Raw genomic sequence first — 14,041 nt, 5'->3', positions numbered from 1 at the left:
CCGGCGAGAGCGGATCTAATTGGGATATGCCGGACACAGCGGATGGTTCGATGACGATTGGTGAAGTGTCGGAGCTGCTCGGGGTCGCCCCGTCGACGCTGCGCTGGTGGGAGCGGCAGGGCTTGATCGCACCGGCGCAGCGCCGATCGGGACGGCGGCTCTACTCCCGCGCCGAGATTCGCACGCTGGCGATAATCCGGATCTGGCAGGCCAGTGGGCAGTTGAGCCTGGACGATATCGCGGTGATGCTGGCGGGCCGGGATGGCTCGCTGCACTGGCACGATGTGGTGCGGGCCAAGATCGCCGACTGCGAGGCGCAGATGGAGCGCCTCGCGGCAGCCAAGCGATATCTGGAGTTCGCGCTGCCGTGCCACCGGGACAATCCGGTGGCCGACTGCCCTTGTCTCGCCGAGGAAGTCGACAAGTACCTCGTCGAGCGTCAGACCAGTTCGACGCGGTAGGCGCGCAGCCAGCACGCGATATGCGCCAGCCAGGCGACGGTGTCGGTCGAGCGCCAGAACCCGCCGGATTCGAGATCGGTGTCCAGCAGTTTGCGTACCGCGGTGACGTCGATGATCGGAAGCAGCGGCGAATTCGGGTCCGCGAGCTCATCGCGCAGCAGTGTGCGCACCCCGCTGTCGAATTCGGGATTCTGCGCGATCGGGAACGAGGTTTTGCGCCGGTCGAGCACCGCCGCGGGCAGCAGATCGGCGACCGCCGCCCGCAGCAGTCCCTTATTCCTGCCGTCCATGGTCTTCAACTCCCACGGCACATTCCAGACGTATTCGACCAGCCGGTGGTCGCAGAAGGGCACCCGCGCCTCCAGCCCGTTGCGCATGCTGGTGCGGTCCTTGCTGTCCAGCAGGATCGGTAGCCAGCGAGTCATGGTGAGGTAGAACAACTCCCGGGTCCGCGCCGCCTCCGGCGCCTCGCCGGGCAGCCGGGGAACCTCGGTGAGCGCCTGGGCATAGCGGTCCGCGAGGTATTCGTGGGAGCGCAGGCGCGCCACCAGATCCCGGTCGAGCACCGGCAGATACGAGTCGATGGCCACCGCCCATGGAAAGCCCGGCGTGTTACGCAGCTCGGGCCGGTGGAACCACGGGTATCCGCCGAATACCTCATCCGCCGATTCACCCGAGAGGGCCACCGTCACAGCCGATTTCACCTCACGGAAGAGCAGGTACTGTGCGGCGACGAGGTCGGGGAAGCCGGGCAGGTCGCGGGCGCGCACCACCTCCGGCAGCGCGTCGAGCACCGCCGGGGTATCCAGCATCACCTCGGTGTGCGCGGTGCCGATATGTGCCGCGGCGGCCCTGGCGAACGGTGTGTCCAGCTCGGGCCTGGCCACGCTCGGCTGGAAATGCACGTCGTTGCCGACGAAGTCGAAGGCGAAGCTGTGCACCGCCGGGGCGCCCTCACCCGCGAGCGTCCGAGCCGAGAGCGCGGTCACCGCGCTGGAGTCGAGTCCGCCGGAGAGCAGCGTGCCGACCGAAACATCGGCGACCAGCTGCCGTTTCACCGTGTCGGCGAGCAGATCCCGCACGGTTGCAACGGTTTCGGCCGGGCCGTCGGTATGCGGCCGCGACGTGAGCCCCCAGTAGCGGTGCTCATGCACGCCATTGCGATCGACGAGCGCGATATGCCCCGGCGGCAGCGACGCGATATTCCGGAACACCGCGTTACCGGGAGTCTGTATGACACAGAGCAATTCGTTGAAGCCCTCGATATCCACCTCGGGGCGCACCAGCGGATGTGCCAGCAGCGCCTTGTGCTCGGAGCCGAAGACCACCCCGCCGTCGTATGCGTGGTAGAGCAGCGGTTTGATGCCGAGGCGATCGCGGGCCAGCAGCACGGTCTCCCGATCCGGATCCCAGATCGCGAAGGCGAACATGCCGTTCAATCGCGTCACGCATTCGGCGCCCCATTCGAGGTAGCAGTGCAGCAGCACCTCGGTATCGGAGCGAGTGCGGAATTGATGTCCGCGCCTGCGCAATTCGTCGCGCAGCTCGGTGAAGTTATAGATCTCCCCGGCGAAGACCATCGCGCACTCCGCGGCACCCGCTCGCTCGAAGGTCATCGGCTGCGCACCGCCGTCGATATCGATGATCGCGAGCCTACGATGTCCGAAAACGGCTGTGGCGCTTGCCCAAACCCCGCCCGCGTCCGGGCCGCGCGGCGTCAGCGTCTCGGTCATCTCCTCGACGATATGCCGCTGATCCCGCAGATCTCGCGCCCAGTCGACCCAACCGGCGAATCCACACATCGACCTCTCCTCAGCATCGGTGACCCCTGCACCGAAACGGTCCCAGTTGAAGTCGACTTCATGTCAAATGAGTAGGTCCGCGCTACGAGGTGGGCGGTTTGACCGCGAGATACACGCTGCTCCACAGCTGTGCGGCATTGGCCTCGGTGACATCGGTGCCGGTACCGAACGGCGCGACGCGGAAACCGTTGTCGTAGCGCCAACTCCACAATTCGGAGCTCTGCATCGCGGTCGCGGCATCGATACCGCGCCAGAGTGTGCGCTGCGCGGCGAGCAGGTGATCGCGGACGGGTTGCGGAAGGTCGGTGCGGGCCAGCTGACGTTCCAACCCACTGGCGTACGCGGCCTGCACCCAGGACCAGATCACCGTGCCGTGATAGTCGTGGTTGGTGAAGCGCGCCTGCAGCTGCGGGTCGGCGAAAACCGGGTCGGCGACGACCATTCCGGCGCCGGTCTGCAAGCCGAGCGGGAACGGCCGGGCCAGATCCGCCACCTCGCCGTCGAGGACGTCGGGCGGCGACTCGCCGAACAGCAGGTCGAAGACGGCATCGGAGTGGACGATGGGTATCGGCGCACCCGCGGCATCCAGCGCGACGGCGGGGAAGGTGACCGGGGTGGCGCCGAGCGCGTTGATCGCATCCTGGGCCGGGACGCCGGTCTTCGCGGCGTACGCGGTGATATCGGCGGCGGCGCTGGCATTGTCGACGGTGACGGTGAACAGCCGTGGCGCCTCGGCGTGCCAAACCTTGGCCGCGGCAGCCGCATTGGACAGCAGGGTGCGGTCATCGGGGCTCAGGAACGGGTCGAGCAGATGGCTGTCGAGCAGGCGCGCGGTGGCATCGAGGGCCGCGGGTATCAGCACGGCGTTCACGTCGTACGGGTAGCGGCCGCCGCCGATGCCGTTGGTGCTGTCCCGCCATTCACCGGCGTTGTGGCCCGGCTTCAGCCCGATCAGGTGCTCGTACCTGGGATCGTCGGCGAAGGCGGTCGCGCTGGCCGCTACCAGGCGCAGGTTGCGGACGAGCGCTTGACCATCGGAAGCCGTTGTGCCGCTGAAAGATCCGGAATCGGCGGCCAGATAGCCCGCGGCGCGCTGCGCGCCCGCGTGATCGTCCAGTAGGTAGGCGGCGGCCACCGGCGCGAGCAGATAACTCTCGTCGATCATGCCGTAGTCGAAAACCGGTGCGTCGCTACGAGCTCCGTTCTCCCGCAGATGGGTGAGCACGGCGAATTCGGAGATCGCCTCCTCATGCGCCACCGACCCGTCCTGACCGAGCCTGGCCAGCACCGAGCGCAGGCCCGCCTCCACCGCATCGGGCGCGAGCACCGGCAGCAGCAGTCGCAGCGAAAGCAGCGTGTCGCGGCCGAAATACGTGTTGAAACGCCATGATCCGGCGAGGAACTTCTCCCGGTAGCTCAGGAAGGTCAATGTGTTCTTCGCGCTGTCGTCGGGCCGCTCGGCGCCGTTCAACAGCGAGCGTCCGGTCAGCGGGGTCAGCGGTGTGTCGCCGGACAGCGCGGTGACGTGCAGTCCGATCCTGCCGTCGGGCCCCGCGGTGATGCTGCCACCCGCCACCGCGCCGTCGGTGACCTCCAGCGCGAGCCGATAACCGGCCGCGCCGTCCAGACGGTCGCGCTCCCAGGTGATGGAATTCCCGGAAACCTTCGGCGGAGTCGCGATTTCGACGGGTGCATAGCCGTACTGGTCGTAATCGCGCAGCACCCGGACATTGGACAGCACCGCGCGGCGGGGGGCCATGGCCGCGGCCGCGATGGATACCGCGAATTTGATGCCGTGCAGCTCGCGATCGCGAGCGTCCTTGGCCGCCTTGGCTTCCGGCGGCCGGTCGAGCACCCATTCGGTGTTTGTCGCCGCGGGTTCGAACCAGAGTCCGGTGCCGCTGTTGCCGGCCGGAAATGCCACCACCAGCCGCGGATTCGCGCCCGAACGCAACAGCAGATGCGCGGCGCTGGCACCGTCGCGCAGGAAGTAGTTGAGGTTCAACCCATCTCGCACCGTGAAGTGGAATGCGCTCGCGCGCACCGGATTACCGCAGCCCACACACAGTGCAAGCACGAGCGAAACGGCCACCAGGCACCTGCCCAGTGGCCCGAATCGCAATCCGCTATGCGCCACGGTTTTCCGCGCTCATCATCCATGCCTGCTGTTCGATCTCGGTGATGATGGTGTGCAGCAGATCGGAGGTGGACGGATCCTCGGCGTCGACCTCGTCGTGCACCTCGCGCACCACCGCGGCCAGCTTGCGCAGTTGCTCGGTCATCGCGTGCACGGTCGCCGAGGTGTCCTGTTCGCCCGGGGCGAGCACGGGCTGGTCGGTGCCCGCGACGATCGCGGGGCGGCCGTCGGGCACCGCGTCCAGCGCCCGCATCCGCTCGGCGATGGTGTCACCGGCCGTGCGGGCGATGCCGACGATCTCGTCGAGTTGCAGGTGCAGATCCCGGAAGTTGTGACCGACCACATTCCAGTGCGCCTGTTTGGCATTGAGCTGCAATGCGATCAGATCGACCAGAATCCGCTGCAGATGCCCGGCGAGAGTGGTGGACGCGCGATAACCGACGGAGGTGTCGAGGGTGGACATACCGCTCCTTTCACCGTGAAAGTGGTTTCCGACGGCTTTCCCGGATATTTTCCGCCGAAACCCGGCGCTCAGTCAGCGGTTCCGGCAAGTGCGTGCACCGCGGGGAGCAGCGCGGCCACCGCGATGCGGGCGCTGGAGCAACTGCGGGGCAATCTCGCGGGATAACTCGATCACTTCGGGGTGCGGATCGGTTCGCCAGCGGACATCATGGGATGACCTGCGCGGAAGGGATCAGGGCTGATGGTTGGTTCGAGGTGGCGGCGGCTCACCGCCGGTGTCGTGCTCGCCCTGCTGGTCGGCGGCGCGCCCGAGGCGGCGGCCGTGCCGTTCGGCAAGAATCCGGATGGCGGCGTGCCGCCCGCCGGGTCCGACTACTGGACCTGTGCGCCGACGGCCGCGCATCCGGAGCCGGTGGTGCTGATCCACGGCACCTGGGATAACCAGAACGCCTGGGACGTACTCGCGCCTCAGCTGAAATCCGTTGGCTACTGCGTCTTTTCGCTGAACTACGGCCGCGACACGTCGAGCGTGCTCGGCGCGATCCCGGGGGTGTACGCGACCGGGGACATCCGGACATCCGCGCGGGAGGTCGGCGCCTTCGTCGACCGGGTGCGCGCCGCGACCGGTGCGGCGAAGGTCGCGCTCGTCGGCCATTCGCAGGGTGCGCTGGTCGCGCGGCAATTCGTCCGATTCGACGGTGGCCGCGACAAGGTCGGCACGCTCATCACGCTGGTGGGCACCAATCACGGCTCCACTCAGCATGGTCTGGTCAGCGCCGATCGGGTGGAGACCCCGTCGAGCCCCGAACTCGTTGCCGCGCCGTTGGTCGGCGAGGCCGCGGTGCAGCAGTTGGTCGGCAGCGAATTTCTGCGCACGCTCAACGCGGCGGGCGATACCGACCCGGGCATCGATTACACCGCGATCGCCAGCCGCCGCGACGATGCCTCCAGCCCGCCGGAGGCGACGTTCCTGGCGGCCGGGCCGGGTGCGACGGTGCACAACGTGATGGTGCAGGATCTCTGCCCCGCCGATGCCTACGACCACGCCGGACTGCCGAGGTCGCCGGCGGTCGCCTACCTCGTCAACCGGGCGCTCGACCCGGACTACCAGGGGATACCCTGCTGAACGCCGCCCGGATATCGCACGGGCGCGCCGGCCGATACGATTGACGGACAACCGGGGAGTGCATGGCGGCTCCGAGAGCGCCACAAGGAGTTTCACTGATGAGGTCGGACAGGCGATGAGCTATCCGCCGCAGGATCCCAACGATCCGCGATTCCAGAGCGGTCCGCATTATCAGCCGGGTCCGTACCAGCCGCCGCCGAATCCGCCGTACGGCTACGGTCCCGGGCAGCCACCGCCCGGATCCGGTGGCGGCAGAACCGTTTTGATCATCGTCGCGGCCGTCGTCGGCGTGCTGATCGTCGGTACGGCGGTGGCGCTCGGGGTGCTGGTCGCCACCCGGCACGACAGCACCGACGCACAAGGCACCGATACCGCGAGCGCGACAACCGAATCGTCGGCGAGACCGACCACCTCGTATTCGTTGCCGCCGCTGCCGACGACCACCGTTCCCGCGCCGCCACCGCCCACGACCCAGAGCACATTCTGGATCGCCGCCACCTACAACCCGGCGACCAACAAGATCTCCTGGGCGCGCAGCTCCGTCAGCAGCGACGACGCCACCGCGCGGGCGCTGAGCCAGTGCGGCGACTGCCAGAACCCCACCTGGGCCAGGGAGGGTTGTGTCGCAGTGGTTTTCGGCCAGAACAACGGCTGGGCCGCCGACTGGGGCCCCACCGCGGCGGAGGCCGAGAACAAGGCCATCAGCACCGCACAAAATACCTACGGCGTCTCCGGCCCGTTCAACCGCTGGTCCAAGTGCGCCAGGGAATGAGTCAGACCGCCTGCTCCGCGGGTTCGCTTCCGGCGCTGAGCGGGCGGGCCAGATCTTCCAGTGAACGTCCTTCCGCGCGAACGCCGAAGGCGAGTTCCACCAGCCCCGCCAGCAGCATGGCCAGCGCGCCGATGACGAAGGCCAGCGCGGTGCGTCCCGGATCGCCGTCCGCGGCCAGCTTGGCGAAGACCAGCGGCCCCGCGACTCCGCCCGCCACGGTGCCGATCGCGTAGAAGAACGCGATCGCCATCGCCCGCGTTTCCATCGGGAAGATCTCGCTGACCGTGAGATAGGCGGCGCTCGCTCCGCAGGACGCGAGGAAGAGCACGGCGGTCCAGCATGCGGTGAGCGTGCCCGCGGAGAGCTGCCCGCCCGCGAAAAGCCATGCGGTACCGAGCAATAGCAGCGCCGAACCGATATAGGAACCCGCGATCATCGGCTTGCGGCCGACCGTGTCGAACAGCCTGCCCAGCAGCAGCGGGCCGAGGAAATTGCCGAGGCACAGCACGGCGAAGTAGTAGCCGACCCGGTCGTCGGGCACGTGGAACGCCTTCGACAGGATCAGCGCGTAATTGAAGGTGATCGCGTTGTACAGGAACGCCTGCCCGACGAACAGCGCGAAGCCGAGTACGGTGCGGCGGGGATACGAGCGCACCACCACGGCGGCGATCTCACCGAAGCCGATGGTGTGGCGCTGATGGATCTCGATTCGCTTGTTCGAGACATCCGCCAGCTCGGCGCCGGTGTCGGCGCGCACCCGTTCCTCGATCTCGGTGACGGTGCGGTCGGCCTGTTTCTCCTTGCCGTGGATGAACATCCAGCGCGGGCTTTCCGGAATATGCCTGCGCACAACCAGAATGATCAGGCCGAAGACGGCGCCGAGTGCGAAGGTCAAGCGCCAGCCGACATTCGGCGGGAAGTACGCGGTGTTCAACGCGACGATGGACAGCAGCGCACCGGCCGCGGCCCCGAGCCAGTAGGTGCCGTTGACGACGATATCGATCCGCCCGCGGTACGCGCGCGGAATCAGTTCGTCGATCGCGGAATTGATGGCCGCATATTCGCCGCCGATGCCGAAACCGGTGAGGAAGCGGAAGATCACGAACCACCACATCGAAAACGACAGCGCGGTAAGCGCCGTCGCGGCGAGGTAGAGCGCCAGCGTCACCAGGAACAGCCGTTTGCGCCCGAATCTGTCGGTGAGCCAACCGAAGAACAGCGCACCCGATCCGGCGCCCGCCACGTAGAGCGTCGCCGCCAGTCCGGAAACCTGTGCGGCCGTGATGGTTACGCCGCTGCCCGGCTCCGACAGCCGGCTCGCCACGCTGCCGACCACCGTGACCTCCAGACCGTCCAGTATCCACACCGATCCGAGGCCGACGATCACCATCCAGTGCCACCGCGACCACGGCAGCCGGTCCAGCCGCGCGGGCACATCGGTCGAAATCGTTCGCAACGCCGTTCCGTCTCGCACCCCGGGCGACTACCCGTTCGCCGGTGACCCAATCGCCGGACCGGTGACCTGCGTCTTTACTCGAGGCGGTGGTCCGTGCGATGCTGTGCCGCATTCGGTAGGGGAGGAATTCGTCGGAGGGGGTTTTCGCATGTCCGAGCAGGTGCCCGCGCTGCGGTTGGCTCCGTTGAGCGAGCCGCCCGCGGTCGAATACCGGGTCGCGCCGCGGTATCCCGCCCGGCCCGCGGCGGTACGGCAATGCCACGGGCGGCCTCCCGGTTCGCGGCGCGAGCCCGCCGCCGCGCCCGCAACCGATGCGGACGATACCGCCGACACGTCGATGAAATCGTTCGTCGATCAGGCGCTGCGCCTGGTGCTCGAGGTACTCGACCACCGCCGCCCGGTCCGCCATCTCGCCCTGGTCGCCGACGTCTCCGTGGTGTCGGCCATCCAGACCCTGGTCCGCATGGAGTTGGTCCCCGGCCGCCAGCTCGGCATCGCGATCCTGTATCGGGCGGGCCTGCAGCTCGTCACCCCGACGGCCGCGGAGATCAGCGCCTCCTACGACCGCGGCGAACGGCATTTCGCACTCGCGGCCCGGATGGAGCGCACGCGACCCACCGGTAACTGGCGGTTGACCACGGTTCGCATCCTCTGACGGTGTAGAGGCAGTAGGGTTGCGCCAATGAGCGGCAAGATCGTGCTGATCACCGGCACGTCCTCGGGTATCGGTCTGGCCACCGCGGTCGCGGCCGCCCAGCACGGCTGGCGGGTGATCGCCACGATGCGCGATACCGGCAAGGCGGGCGCTTTGCGGGATGCCGCCGCGCGGGCCGGGGTCTCCGTCGAGGTCCAGGCCCTCGACGTGACCGATCCGGCCTCGATCGCGACCTGCCTGTCCGGACTCGACCGGCTCGACGCGCTGGTCAACAATGCGGGTGCGGGACATGTCGGCACGCTCGAGCAGGAGAGCGTCGACGATGTGCGCGCCGTCATGGAGGTGAACTTCTTCGGCGTGCTGAATGCCACCAAGGCGGCGCTGCCGCTGCTGCGGGCGAGCAAGGGCAGGCTGGTGACCGTCACCAGCGTCGGCGGTGTGGTCGGTCAGCCGTTCAACGAGGCGTACTGTGCCGCCAAGTTCGCCGTCGAGGGCTTCATGGAATCCCTTGCGCCCGTTGCCGCGACGACCGGTGTCGCGGTCAGCGTCGTCGAACCGGGTGCGGTGGCAAGCGAATTCGTCAGCAATGTCGGCGGCGTCGACGCCGCACTCGAGCAGGCGGGCCCGTACGCGTCCACCTTCGCCGCGTACGTGTCGCGCACCCGCGAGGCCTTCGCCGCGGCCCAGAGCTCCGAGGAGGTGGCGGAGCGGATCGCCGAACTGCTCGACGCCGAGCGCCCCGCCTTCCGCCTGCTCACCTCGGACGCCGCCCGTGCCTTCGCCGGTGTGAAGCTCGCGGATCTCGACGGCTCTGTCGTGCAGGCGCTCACCGCGCAGTGGGTCGCCGAATCCTGAAGTGCCGAATGAGCGGGCCGTCGACGAAGCGGTACTCGACCGTATGCGGAGGTACGCCTTAGTGCTTGGGTGCAACTGATCGCTGGCGCGTAGGGGGCTTGCGTCGAGCTTGCTGAACGGCTCTGCGTGTCGGCCGACCGGGTGGGGCCTGCTGTAGCAAGTGGAGTTTCCGAATCACCGCTTGTCCCATAAGGTCCCGTACGTCTGTTCGATCCCCTACGGCATGATCGATTCGCACACCAACTGCGCGATCGCAATCGACATCGCCAGTAAAAGATGGCCTCTGCTGAATGGCGTTCGGGCCGTTGGTGGTTCGGCAGAAAAGTCCTGGCGGTTCAAAATCTCGGCTAATGTAACGTGCTGACTGGCAACAGGCCTCGGCGATTCACCTCGGTTGTCACCTATTCGTACAGGAGTCCCTGTGTGAATGATGGGAGAAGTCTGGGACCGAGGCAGGCTTGTCGAGAGTCGCGAGGAGTTCGTTGCTCGACACGCTGATCCAGGAGTTGACTGTTACTGACCCTAGTCGGAAGGACCGCTTCTCGCAGCCGGGCGCCAGCGATATCGGCCCGGCCATCGCCCAGCGTCGTGCCGCAGACGGGGTTGGTGGTGCATGACAAGAGCTGTGACCGGCGGTGCGGGTTGGTCAGCGACCTCGCCAACGGTCATGAGGGAAGGAGCGGGATCGCTGCTGTCTCGGTTGTGGACCGATCACCCGAAGTCTCCGGCCTCGAACCTGCTGAAAGAAAGGCAACATGTAGTGGATCTTCGTGACGTCCCGTGTGCGCCCGGACGTTTGCCGGTTCTCGGACACGGTTGGAAGATGTGGCGTGGTCCGGTCCAGTTCATGGTGGATCTGGCCGGCGTCGGGAAAATAGTACGTGTCGATATCGCCAATCTTGTTGTCTACGTCATTACCGATATCGAACTACTCCACAGCGTGTTGGTGGAGAACTCCGATGCCTATGAGCGAGGGCTCCTCTTCAAACGCATTCGTCTCATATTCGGAGAATCGCTGATCGTCACGGATGGCGAGCAACACAGGTATCTTCGTCGTCTGCTCCAACCAGCGTTCCATCGGACACAGTTGGAAAGCTACGTGCACACCATGAAGCGTAATGCGGATGCGTTGGCGAGTTCGTGGCGGCCGGGCCAGATTGTCGAGGTCCGTTCCGCAGTATTCGGGGTGGTGATCGCCAATCTGCTCGAGTCGATGTTCTCCCACGAACCGGATGCCGAGGAGGTGCGACTCATCTCGGGTCTGATCACGGACATAGGCGCAGGTGCCATAGTGGGCAGTCTGCTGCCGAAGAAGCTGGAGAGCCTGCCATTGCCGGTGAACCGCAAATTCACCTCGGCTGGAATGCAACTGCGAGACTACTGCCGAGAACTGATCGCCGCCCGCCGGGCCAGCGGTGACCGCCGCAACGACCTGATCGATATCCTGCTGGATTCGGCAGATGAGGAACATCGTAGTGACGAGTTCCTGGTAGAGCAGGCCATGACTATCCTCTTCGGCGGGATCGACGCCTCGACCGCCACGCTGACCTGGGCTCTGTACGAGTTGTCGCGGCATCCGGAGGTGGCCGCCAAACTCACGAAAGAGATCTCCGCCGCGGGAGATATCAGCCCCCGAAATCTCGACGAACTCGATTACCTGAACCGGTTCCTGAACGAGGTCACGCGGATGCATGCGGCACTGCTGCAGACGAGACGTAGCATCACCACGGTCGAACTCGACGGATTCACATTTCCGGCGGGGACCAATATCGGCTACAGCATTACAGCTATTCACCGCAACCCGAACATTTTCCCCGAGCCGAACACCTTCGACCCTGATCGGTGGCCGGCCTCGGGCTCTGGGGCGAAATGCAGGAGCTTGGTTCCGTTCAGCAAGGGTAATCAGATGTGTCTCGGTAACAATTATGCCTGGATTGCCCTGCAGACAACTCTCTACAGCCTGCTGTCGAAGTGGGAATTCCGGCCGGTGGCCACCAAGAAAATCCGGCGCGCCATGGGTCCGATCCCGGTGATGGAAAAGCTTCCGCTCGAGGTTCAACCGATCTCGGTGTAGTCGCGCCGATTATTCGCCTACGGACGAATAATCGGCGCCGCTCAGGTTGTGCCCGATCTGGCGAGCGTCGTTCTGCGATATCCGGACAACCGGCGAACGAGAATCGGTAGGACGGCTGTGGTGATGAAGAGGGCGGCAGTGACGAGGACGAAATAGAGCAGAGATCCGTTGCGGCCGAAGCGAGGGATGAAGGCGACTTCCTGGCCGGTTGCGGCGACGGCGTTGAGGAACGGTGCGTATGCCTGCAGGGTGTACCCGTGGGGCAGCAGATTGATGGAGTTCTCGGCCACATAGACCCAGAACAGCAGGACCGCGACGGCGGCGGACGGAGTCCGGATCAATGACCCGACCGCGACACCCACCCCGCATGCGACGAACGCGTAGCTCGGAACGGTCCAGAGAAACCGGATACCGGCGGAGTCGGTGATGTCCACGGCCCCATAGATTCGGGGGAACTGGTGTGGCAGCGTAACCATGACGACGGTGAGCAGAACGGCTGTCGAGATTGCCGCGATGGTGCCGTAATAGATCCACCGGGCCAACGCGACCGTCCAGGACCGGGGGAACAGGAAGGCATTGAGATCGCTTGTCTGACCACGCCATTGGGTGGCATGGGCGTAGGCGGTGGCGACCATCATGACCGACACGGACAAGGTGATCACCCAGTACACGGAATTGGTGGTGGCGACCGCGGCTACGAACTTCTGTCCGGGAAGGTTGGCGAGTCGTTCTGCGACGGCGGCGATTACGAAGGTGATGACCAGCGGCAGCGCGAAGGTGAGGGGAACGGCGACGGTCCACAGGAAGCTGCGTCCGGCGGTGCGGGTCCATTCGGCGGCGACGCCGCGGCGGATCAGAGTGACCAGGCCGGGGCCGTTCATGGGGCCACGCCGAACGCGAGATCGGTAGGCAGGCCGGCGATTCGCAGGTAGGCGTCTTCGAGGCTGGTCTCGCCGGGACCCAGGGTGTTCATGAGGTGTGCGAATGGCTGGTCGGTCAGAATACGCCCGTTTCCGAGGATGACGATGTGGTCGGCGTTGCGTTCGACCTCATCGAGCAGGTGGGTGGCAACCAGGACACAGGTCCCGGTATCGGCGAGGTGGCGCAGCAATTCGCGGATCCAGCGGATGCCCGCGATGTCGAGGCCGTTGAGAGGTTCGTCGAGCAGCAGGGTTCGAGGTTCGCAGAGCAGTGCGGCGGCGATGCCGACACGTTGGAGCATGCCGAGCGAATAGTGCCCCAGCCGACGATCGGCGACCCGGACGAGGTCGACGATCTCGAGGACCTCGCCGACCCGGCCGGTGGGTAGTCCACGGGCACGGGCGATCCAGCGCAGGTGCCGACGTGCGGTATGACGTGGGTCGAAGGCTCGGTAGTTCAGGTGCATTCCGAGAGTGGCCGGTGTGGTGTGATGGGCTCGGACGGGGGTGTTGTCGACCCGGACCGTGCCGGTGGCAGGCGCGATGATGCCGCAGATACACCGCAGCAGCGTGGTTTTGCCGGTGCCGTTGAGACCGATCAGGTAGGTGAGTGTCGCGTCTGCCACCGTCAGTTCGGGAACTTCGAGGACGGTCACGCCTGGGTAAGCCAGGGTGAGGTCACGGATTTCGATCACTGTGCTCGCAGCCGGTCAGAAATCGCAGGCCATCGACAGTCCCACGGCCTTGATGCCCTCGCACACGGAACTGTTGGACAACTTCCAGACACCGTCGATGCGTTTCCAGACCACGCGCGCAACCAAATCCGGTCGCCCCGCTGACTTGCTGCGCAGCATGGCGGTGTGCACGTTGCCGTCATGGGTTTCGGGACCGCTGATCTGATTCGACCCGATCGGGGGCCGGAACAGGCCGGAGTTGTAGAGGGTCTGTGCAACCACGACCGCCCGCATACCGCCTTCCATATTGGCGGCCTTGGCCTCGTCGGAGGCGGGTGTTTCGATCAGGAACACGACCTGGTCGTGCAGATCGTCCAGGGTGGGAACATCTTTGGTGATGAGGAATTCGCCGGGAGCGGCGGAGGCGACAGGGGGATTGACAACCGAGGCACCGGTCGTGACCATGGTGACAGCTGTGATCGACGACACGACACCAGCGACAATGTTCAAGGACTTCATCTTTTCATCCTTTGATCGACTGGGACAGCGCCTGATGCACGCACGAAATGTGCAGATGGCAACCAAAAATTAGCGTGTTTGGGCGTCTTCGAGGGTGATTTGCAAATTTTCCTGCCCGGCCTTGTTCA

General features: G+C 65.9%; 13 protein-coding genes. 6 read left to right on the top strand and 7 right to left on the bottom strand.

From position 1 onward, the window contains the following. Positions 1 to 50: 50 nt before the first annotated feature. Positions 51 to 461, top strand: a complete 411-nt coding sequence (locus LGY53_RS21155) for a MerR family transcriptional regulator (protein WP_167472728.1) — start codon at positions 51 to 53, stop codon at positions 459 to 461. Here LGY53_RS21155 and asnB read toward each other — a convergent pair. The 3 genes from asnB to LGY53_RS21140 form a co-directional block, all read right to left on the bottom strand. Next, on the bottom strand, positions 440 to 2,263 hold the full coding sequence (gene asnB, locus LGY53_RS21150) for an asparagine synthase (glutamine-hydrolyzing) (protein WP_225728421.1): 1,824 nt from the start codon (positions 2,261 to 2,263) through the stop codon (positions 440 to 442). The genes LGY53_RS21155 and asnB overlap by 22 nt on opposite strands. An 82-nt stretch (positions 2,264 to 2,345) precedes the next feature. Continuing rightward, the gene (locus tag LGY53_RS21145; protein ID WP_225728420.1) at positions 2,346 to 4,355 is read right to left on the bottom strand and encodes a hypothetical protein; all 2,010 of its coding nucleotides are present in this window, start codon (positions 4,353 to 4,355) and stop codon (positions 2,346 to 2,348) included. 34 nt (positions 4,356 to 4,389) lie between these two features. Continuing rightward, the gene (locus LGY53_RS21140) at positions 4,390 to 4,863 is read right to left on the bottom strand and encodes a Dps family protein (RefSeq protein ID WP_225728419.1); all 474 of its coding nucleotides are present in this window, start codon (positions 4,861 to 4,863) and stop codon (positions 4,390 to 4,392) included. A 240-nt stretch (positions 4,864 to 5,103) separates the two neighbouring features. On the opposite strand from LGY53_RS21140, the gene LGY53_RS21135 reads away from it, so the two are divergent. Continuing rightward, positions 5,104 to 5,988: a triacylglycerol lipase gene (locus tag LGY53_RS21135; protein ID WP_225728418.1), complete on the top strand. Its 885-nt coding sequence runs from the start codon at positions 5,104 to 5,106 to the stop codon at positions 5,986 to 5,988. 115 nt (positions 5,989 to 6,103) lie between these two features. Then, positions 6,104 to 6,760 (top strand): DUF4189 domain-containing protein, encoded by a 657-nt coding sequence (locus tag LGY53_RS21130; protein ID WP_225728417.1) that lies wholly within the window; start codon positions 6,104 to 6,106, stop codon positions 6,758 to 6,760. 1 nt (position 6,761) lies between these two features. Here LGY53_RS21130 and LGY53_RS21125 read toward each other — a convergent pair whose 3' ends face one another. After that, positions 6,762 to 8,216 (bottom strand): MFS transporter, encoded by a 1,455-nt coding sequence (locus LGY53_RS21125; RefSeq protein WP_225728416.1) that lies wholly within the window; start codon positions 8,214 to 8,216, stop codon positions 6,762 to 6,764. Between the two features lie 148 nt (positions 8,217 to 8,364). Here LGY53_RS21125 and LGY53_RS21120 point away from each other — a divergent pair, with 148 nt between their 5' ends. The 3 genes from LGY53_RS21120 (at position 8,365) to LGY53_RS21110 (ending at position 11,800) form a co-directional block, all read left to right on the top strand. After that, positions 8,365 to 8,871: an Rv3235 family protein gene (locus tag LGY53_RS21120; RefSeq protein WP_225728415.1), complete on the top strand. Its 507-nt coding sequence runs from the start codon at positions 8,365 to 8,367 to the stop codon at positions 8,869 to 8,871. 27 nt (positions 8,872 to 8,898) lie between these two features. Then, complete coding sequence (locus tag LGY53_RS21115) at positions 8,899 to 9,726, top strand: SDR family NAD(P)-dependent oxidoreductase (protein ID WP_225728414.1); 828 nt, start codon at positions 8,899 to 8,901, stop codon at positions 9,724 to 9,726. Positions 9,727 to 10,339: 613 nt separating this feature from the next. After that, positions 10,340 to 11,800 carry a cytochrome P450 gene (locus LGY53_RS21110; RefSeq protein WP_308102943.1) on the top strand — a complete coding sequence of 487 codons (1,461 nt, stop codon included), beginning with the start codon at positions 10,340 to 10,342 and terminating at the stop codon, positions 11,798 to 11,800. A 41-nt stretch (positions 11,801 to 11,841) separates the two neighbouring features. Here LGY53_RS21110 and LGY53_RS21105 read toward each other — a convergent pair whose 3' ends face one another. From LGY53_RS21105 to LGY53_RS21095, 3 genes are read right to left on the bottom strand one after another with little or no spacing between them, the layout of a single operon-like run. Beyond that, positions 11,842 to 12,681, bottom strand: coding sequence for an ABC transporter permease (locus LGY53_RS21105; RefSeq protein WP_225728413.1), 840 nt, complete (start codon positions 12,679 to 12,681; stop codon positions 11,842 to 11,844). Next, on the bottom strand, positions 12,678 to 13,376 hold the full coding sequence (locus tag LGY53_RS21100; protein ID WP_225728412.1) for an ABC transporter ATP-binding protein: 699 nt from the start codon (positions 13,374 to 13,376) through the stop codon (positions 12,678 to 12,680). Before LGY53_RS21100 ends, LGY53_RS21105 begins: the two co-directional genes overlap by 4 nt. Positions 13,377 to 13,430: 54 nt before the next feature. Next, on the bottom strand, positions 13,431 to 13,913 hold the full coding sequence (locus LGY53_RS21095; protein WP_225728411.1) for a hypothetical protein: 483 nt from the start codon (positions 13,911 to 13,913) through the stop codon (positions 13,431 to 13,433). Between the last annotated feature and the right edge of the window lie 128 nt (positions 13,914 to 14,041).

Origin of the sequence: Nocardia sp. JCM 34519.1 (assembly GCF_020361265.1) — a bacterium.
In the GTDB taxonomy this organism is placed as follows: Bacteria; Actinomycetota; Actinomycetes; order Mycobacteriales; family Mycobacteriaceae; genus Nocardia; species Nocardia arthritidis_A.
The sequence above is the reverse complement of the archived record's forward strand: the minus strand, read 5'-3'. Positions and strand labels throughout refer to the sequence as shown.

Bases quoted from the DNA above. Each gene is read 5' to 3' on its own strand.
- LGY53_RS21095 (WP_225728411.1), bottom strand. From the start codon at position 13,913: ATGAAGTCCTTGAACATTGTCGCTGGTGTCGTGTCGTCGATCACAGCT.
- LGY53_RS21140 (WP_225728419.1), bottom strand. From the start codon at position 4,863: ATGTCCACCCTCGACACCTCCGTCGGTTATCGCGCGTCCACCACTCTC.
- LGY53_RS21135 (WP_225728418.1), top strand. From the start codon at position 5,104: ATGGTTGGTTCGAGGTGGCGGCGGCTCACCGCCGGTGTCGTGCTCGCC.
- LGY53_RS21110 (WP_308102943.1), top strand. From the start codon at position 10,340: ATGACAAGAGCTGTGACCGGCGGTGCGGGTTGGTCAGCGACCTCGCCA.
- asnB (WP_225728421.1), bottom strand. From the start codon at position 2,263: ATGTGTGGATTCGCCGGTTGGGTCGACTGGGCGCGAGATCTGCGGGAT.
- LGY53_RS21105 (WP_225728413.1), bottom strand. From the start codon at position 12,681: ATGAACGGCCCCGGCCTGGTCACTCTGATCCGCCGCGGCGTCGCCGCC.
- LGY53_RS21120 (WP_225728415.1), top strand. From the start codon at position 8,365: ATGTCCGAGCAGGTGCCCGCGCTGCGGTTGGCTCCGTTGAGCGAGCCG.
- LGY53_RS21115 (WP_225728414.1), top strand. From the start codon at position 8,899: ATGAGCGGCAAGATCGTGCTGATCACCGGCACGTCCTCGGGTATCGGT.
- LGY53_RS21155 (WP_167472728.1), top strand. From the start codon at position 51: ATGACGATTGGTGAAGTGTCGGAGCTGCTCGGGGTCGCCCCGTCGACG.
- LGY53_RS21130 (WP_225728417.1), top strand. From the start codon at position 6,104: ATGAGCTATCCGCCGCAGGATCCCAACGATCCGCGATTCCAGAGCGGT.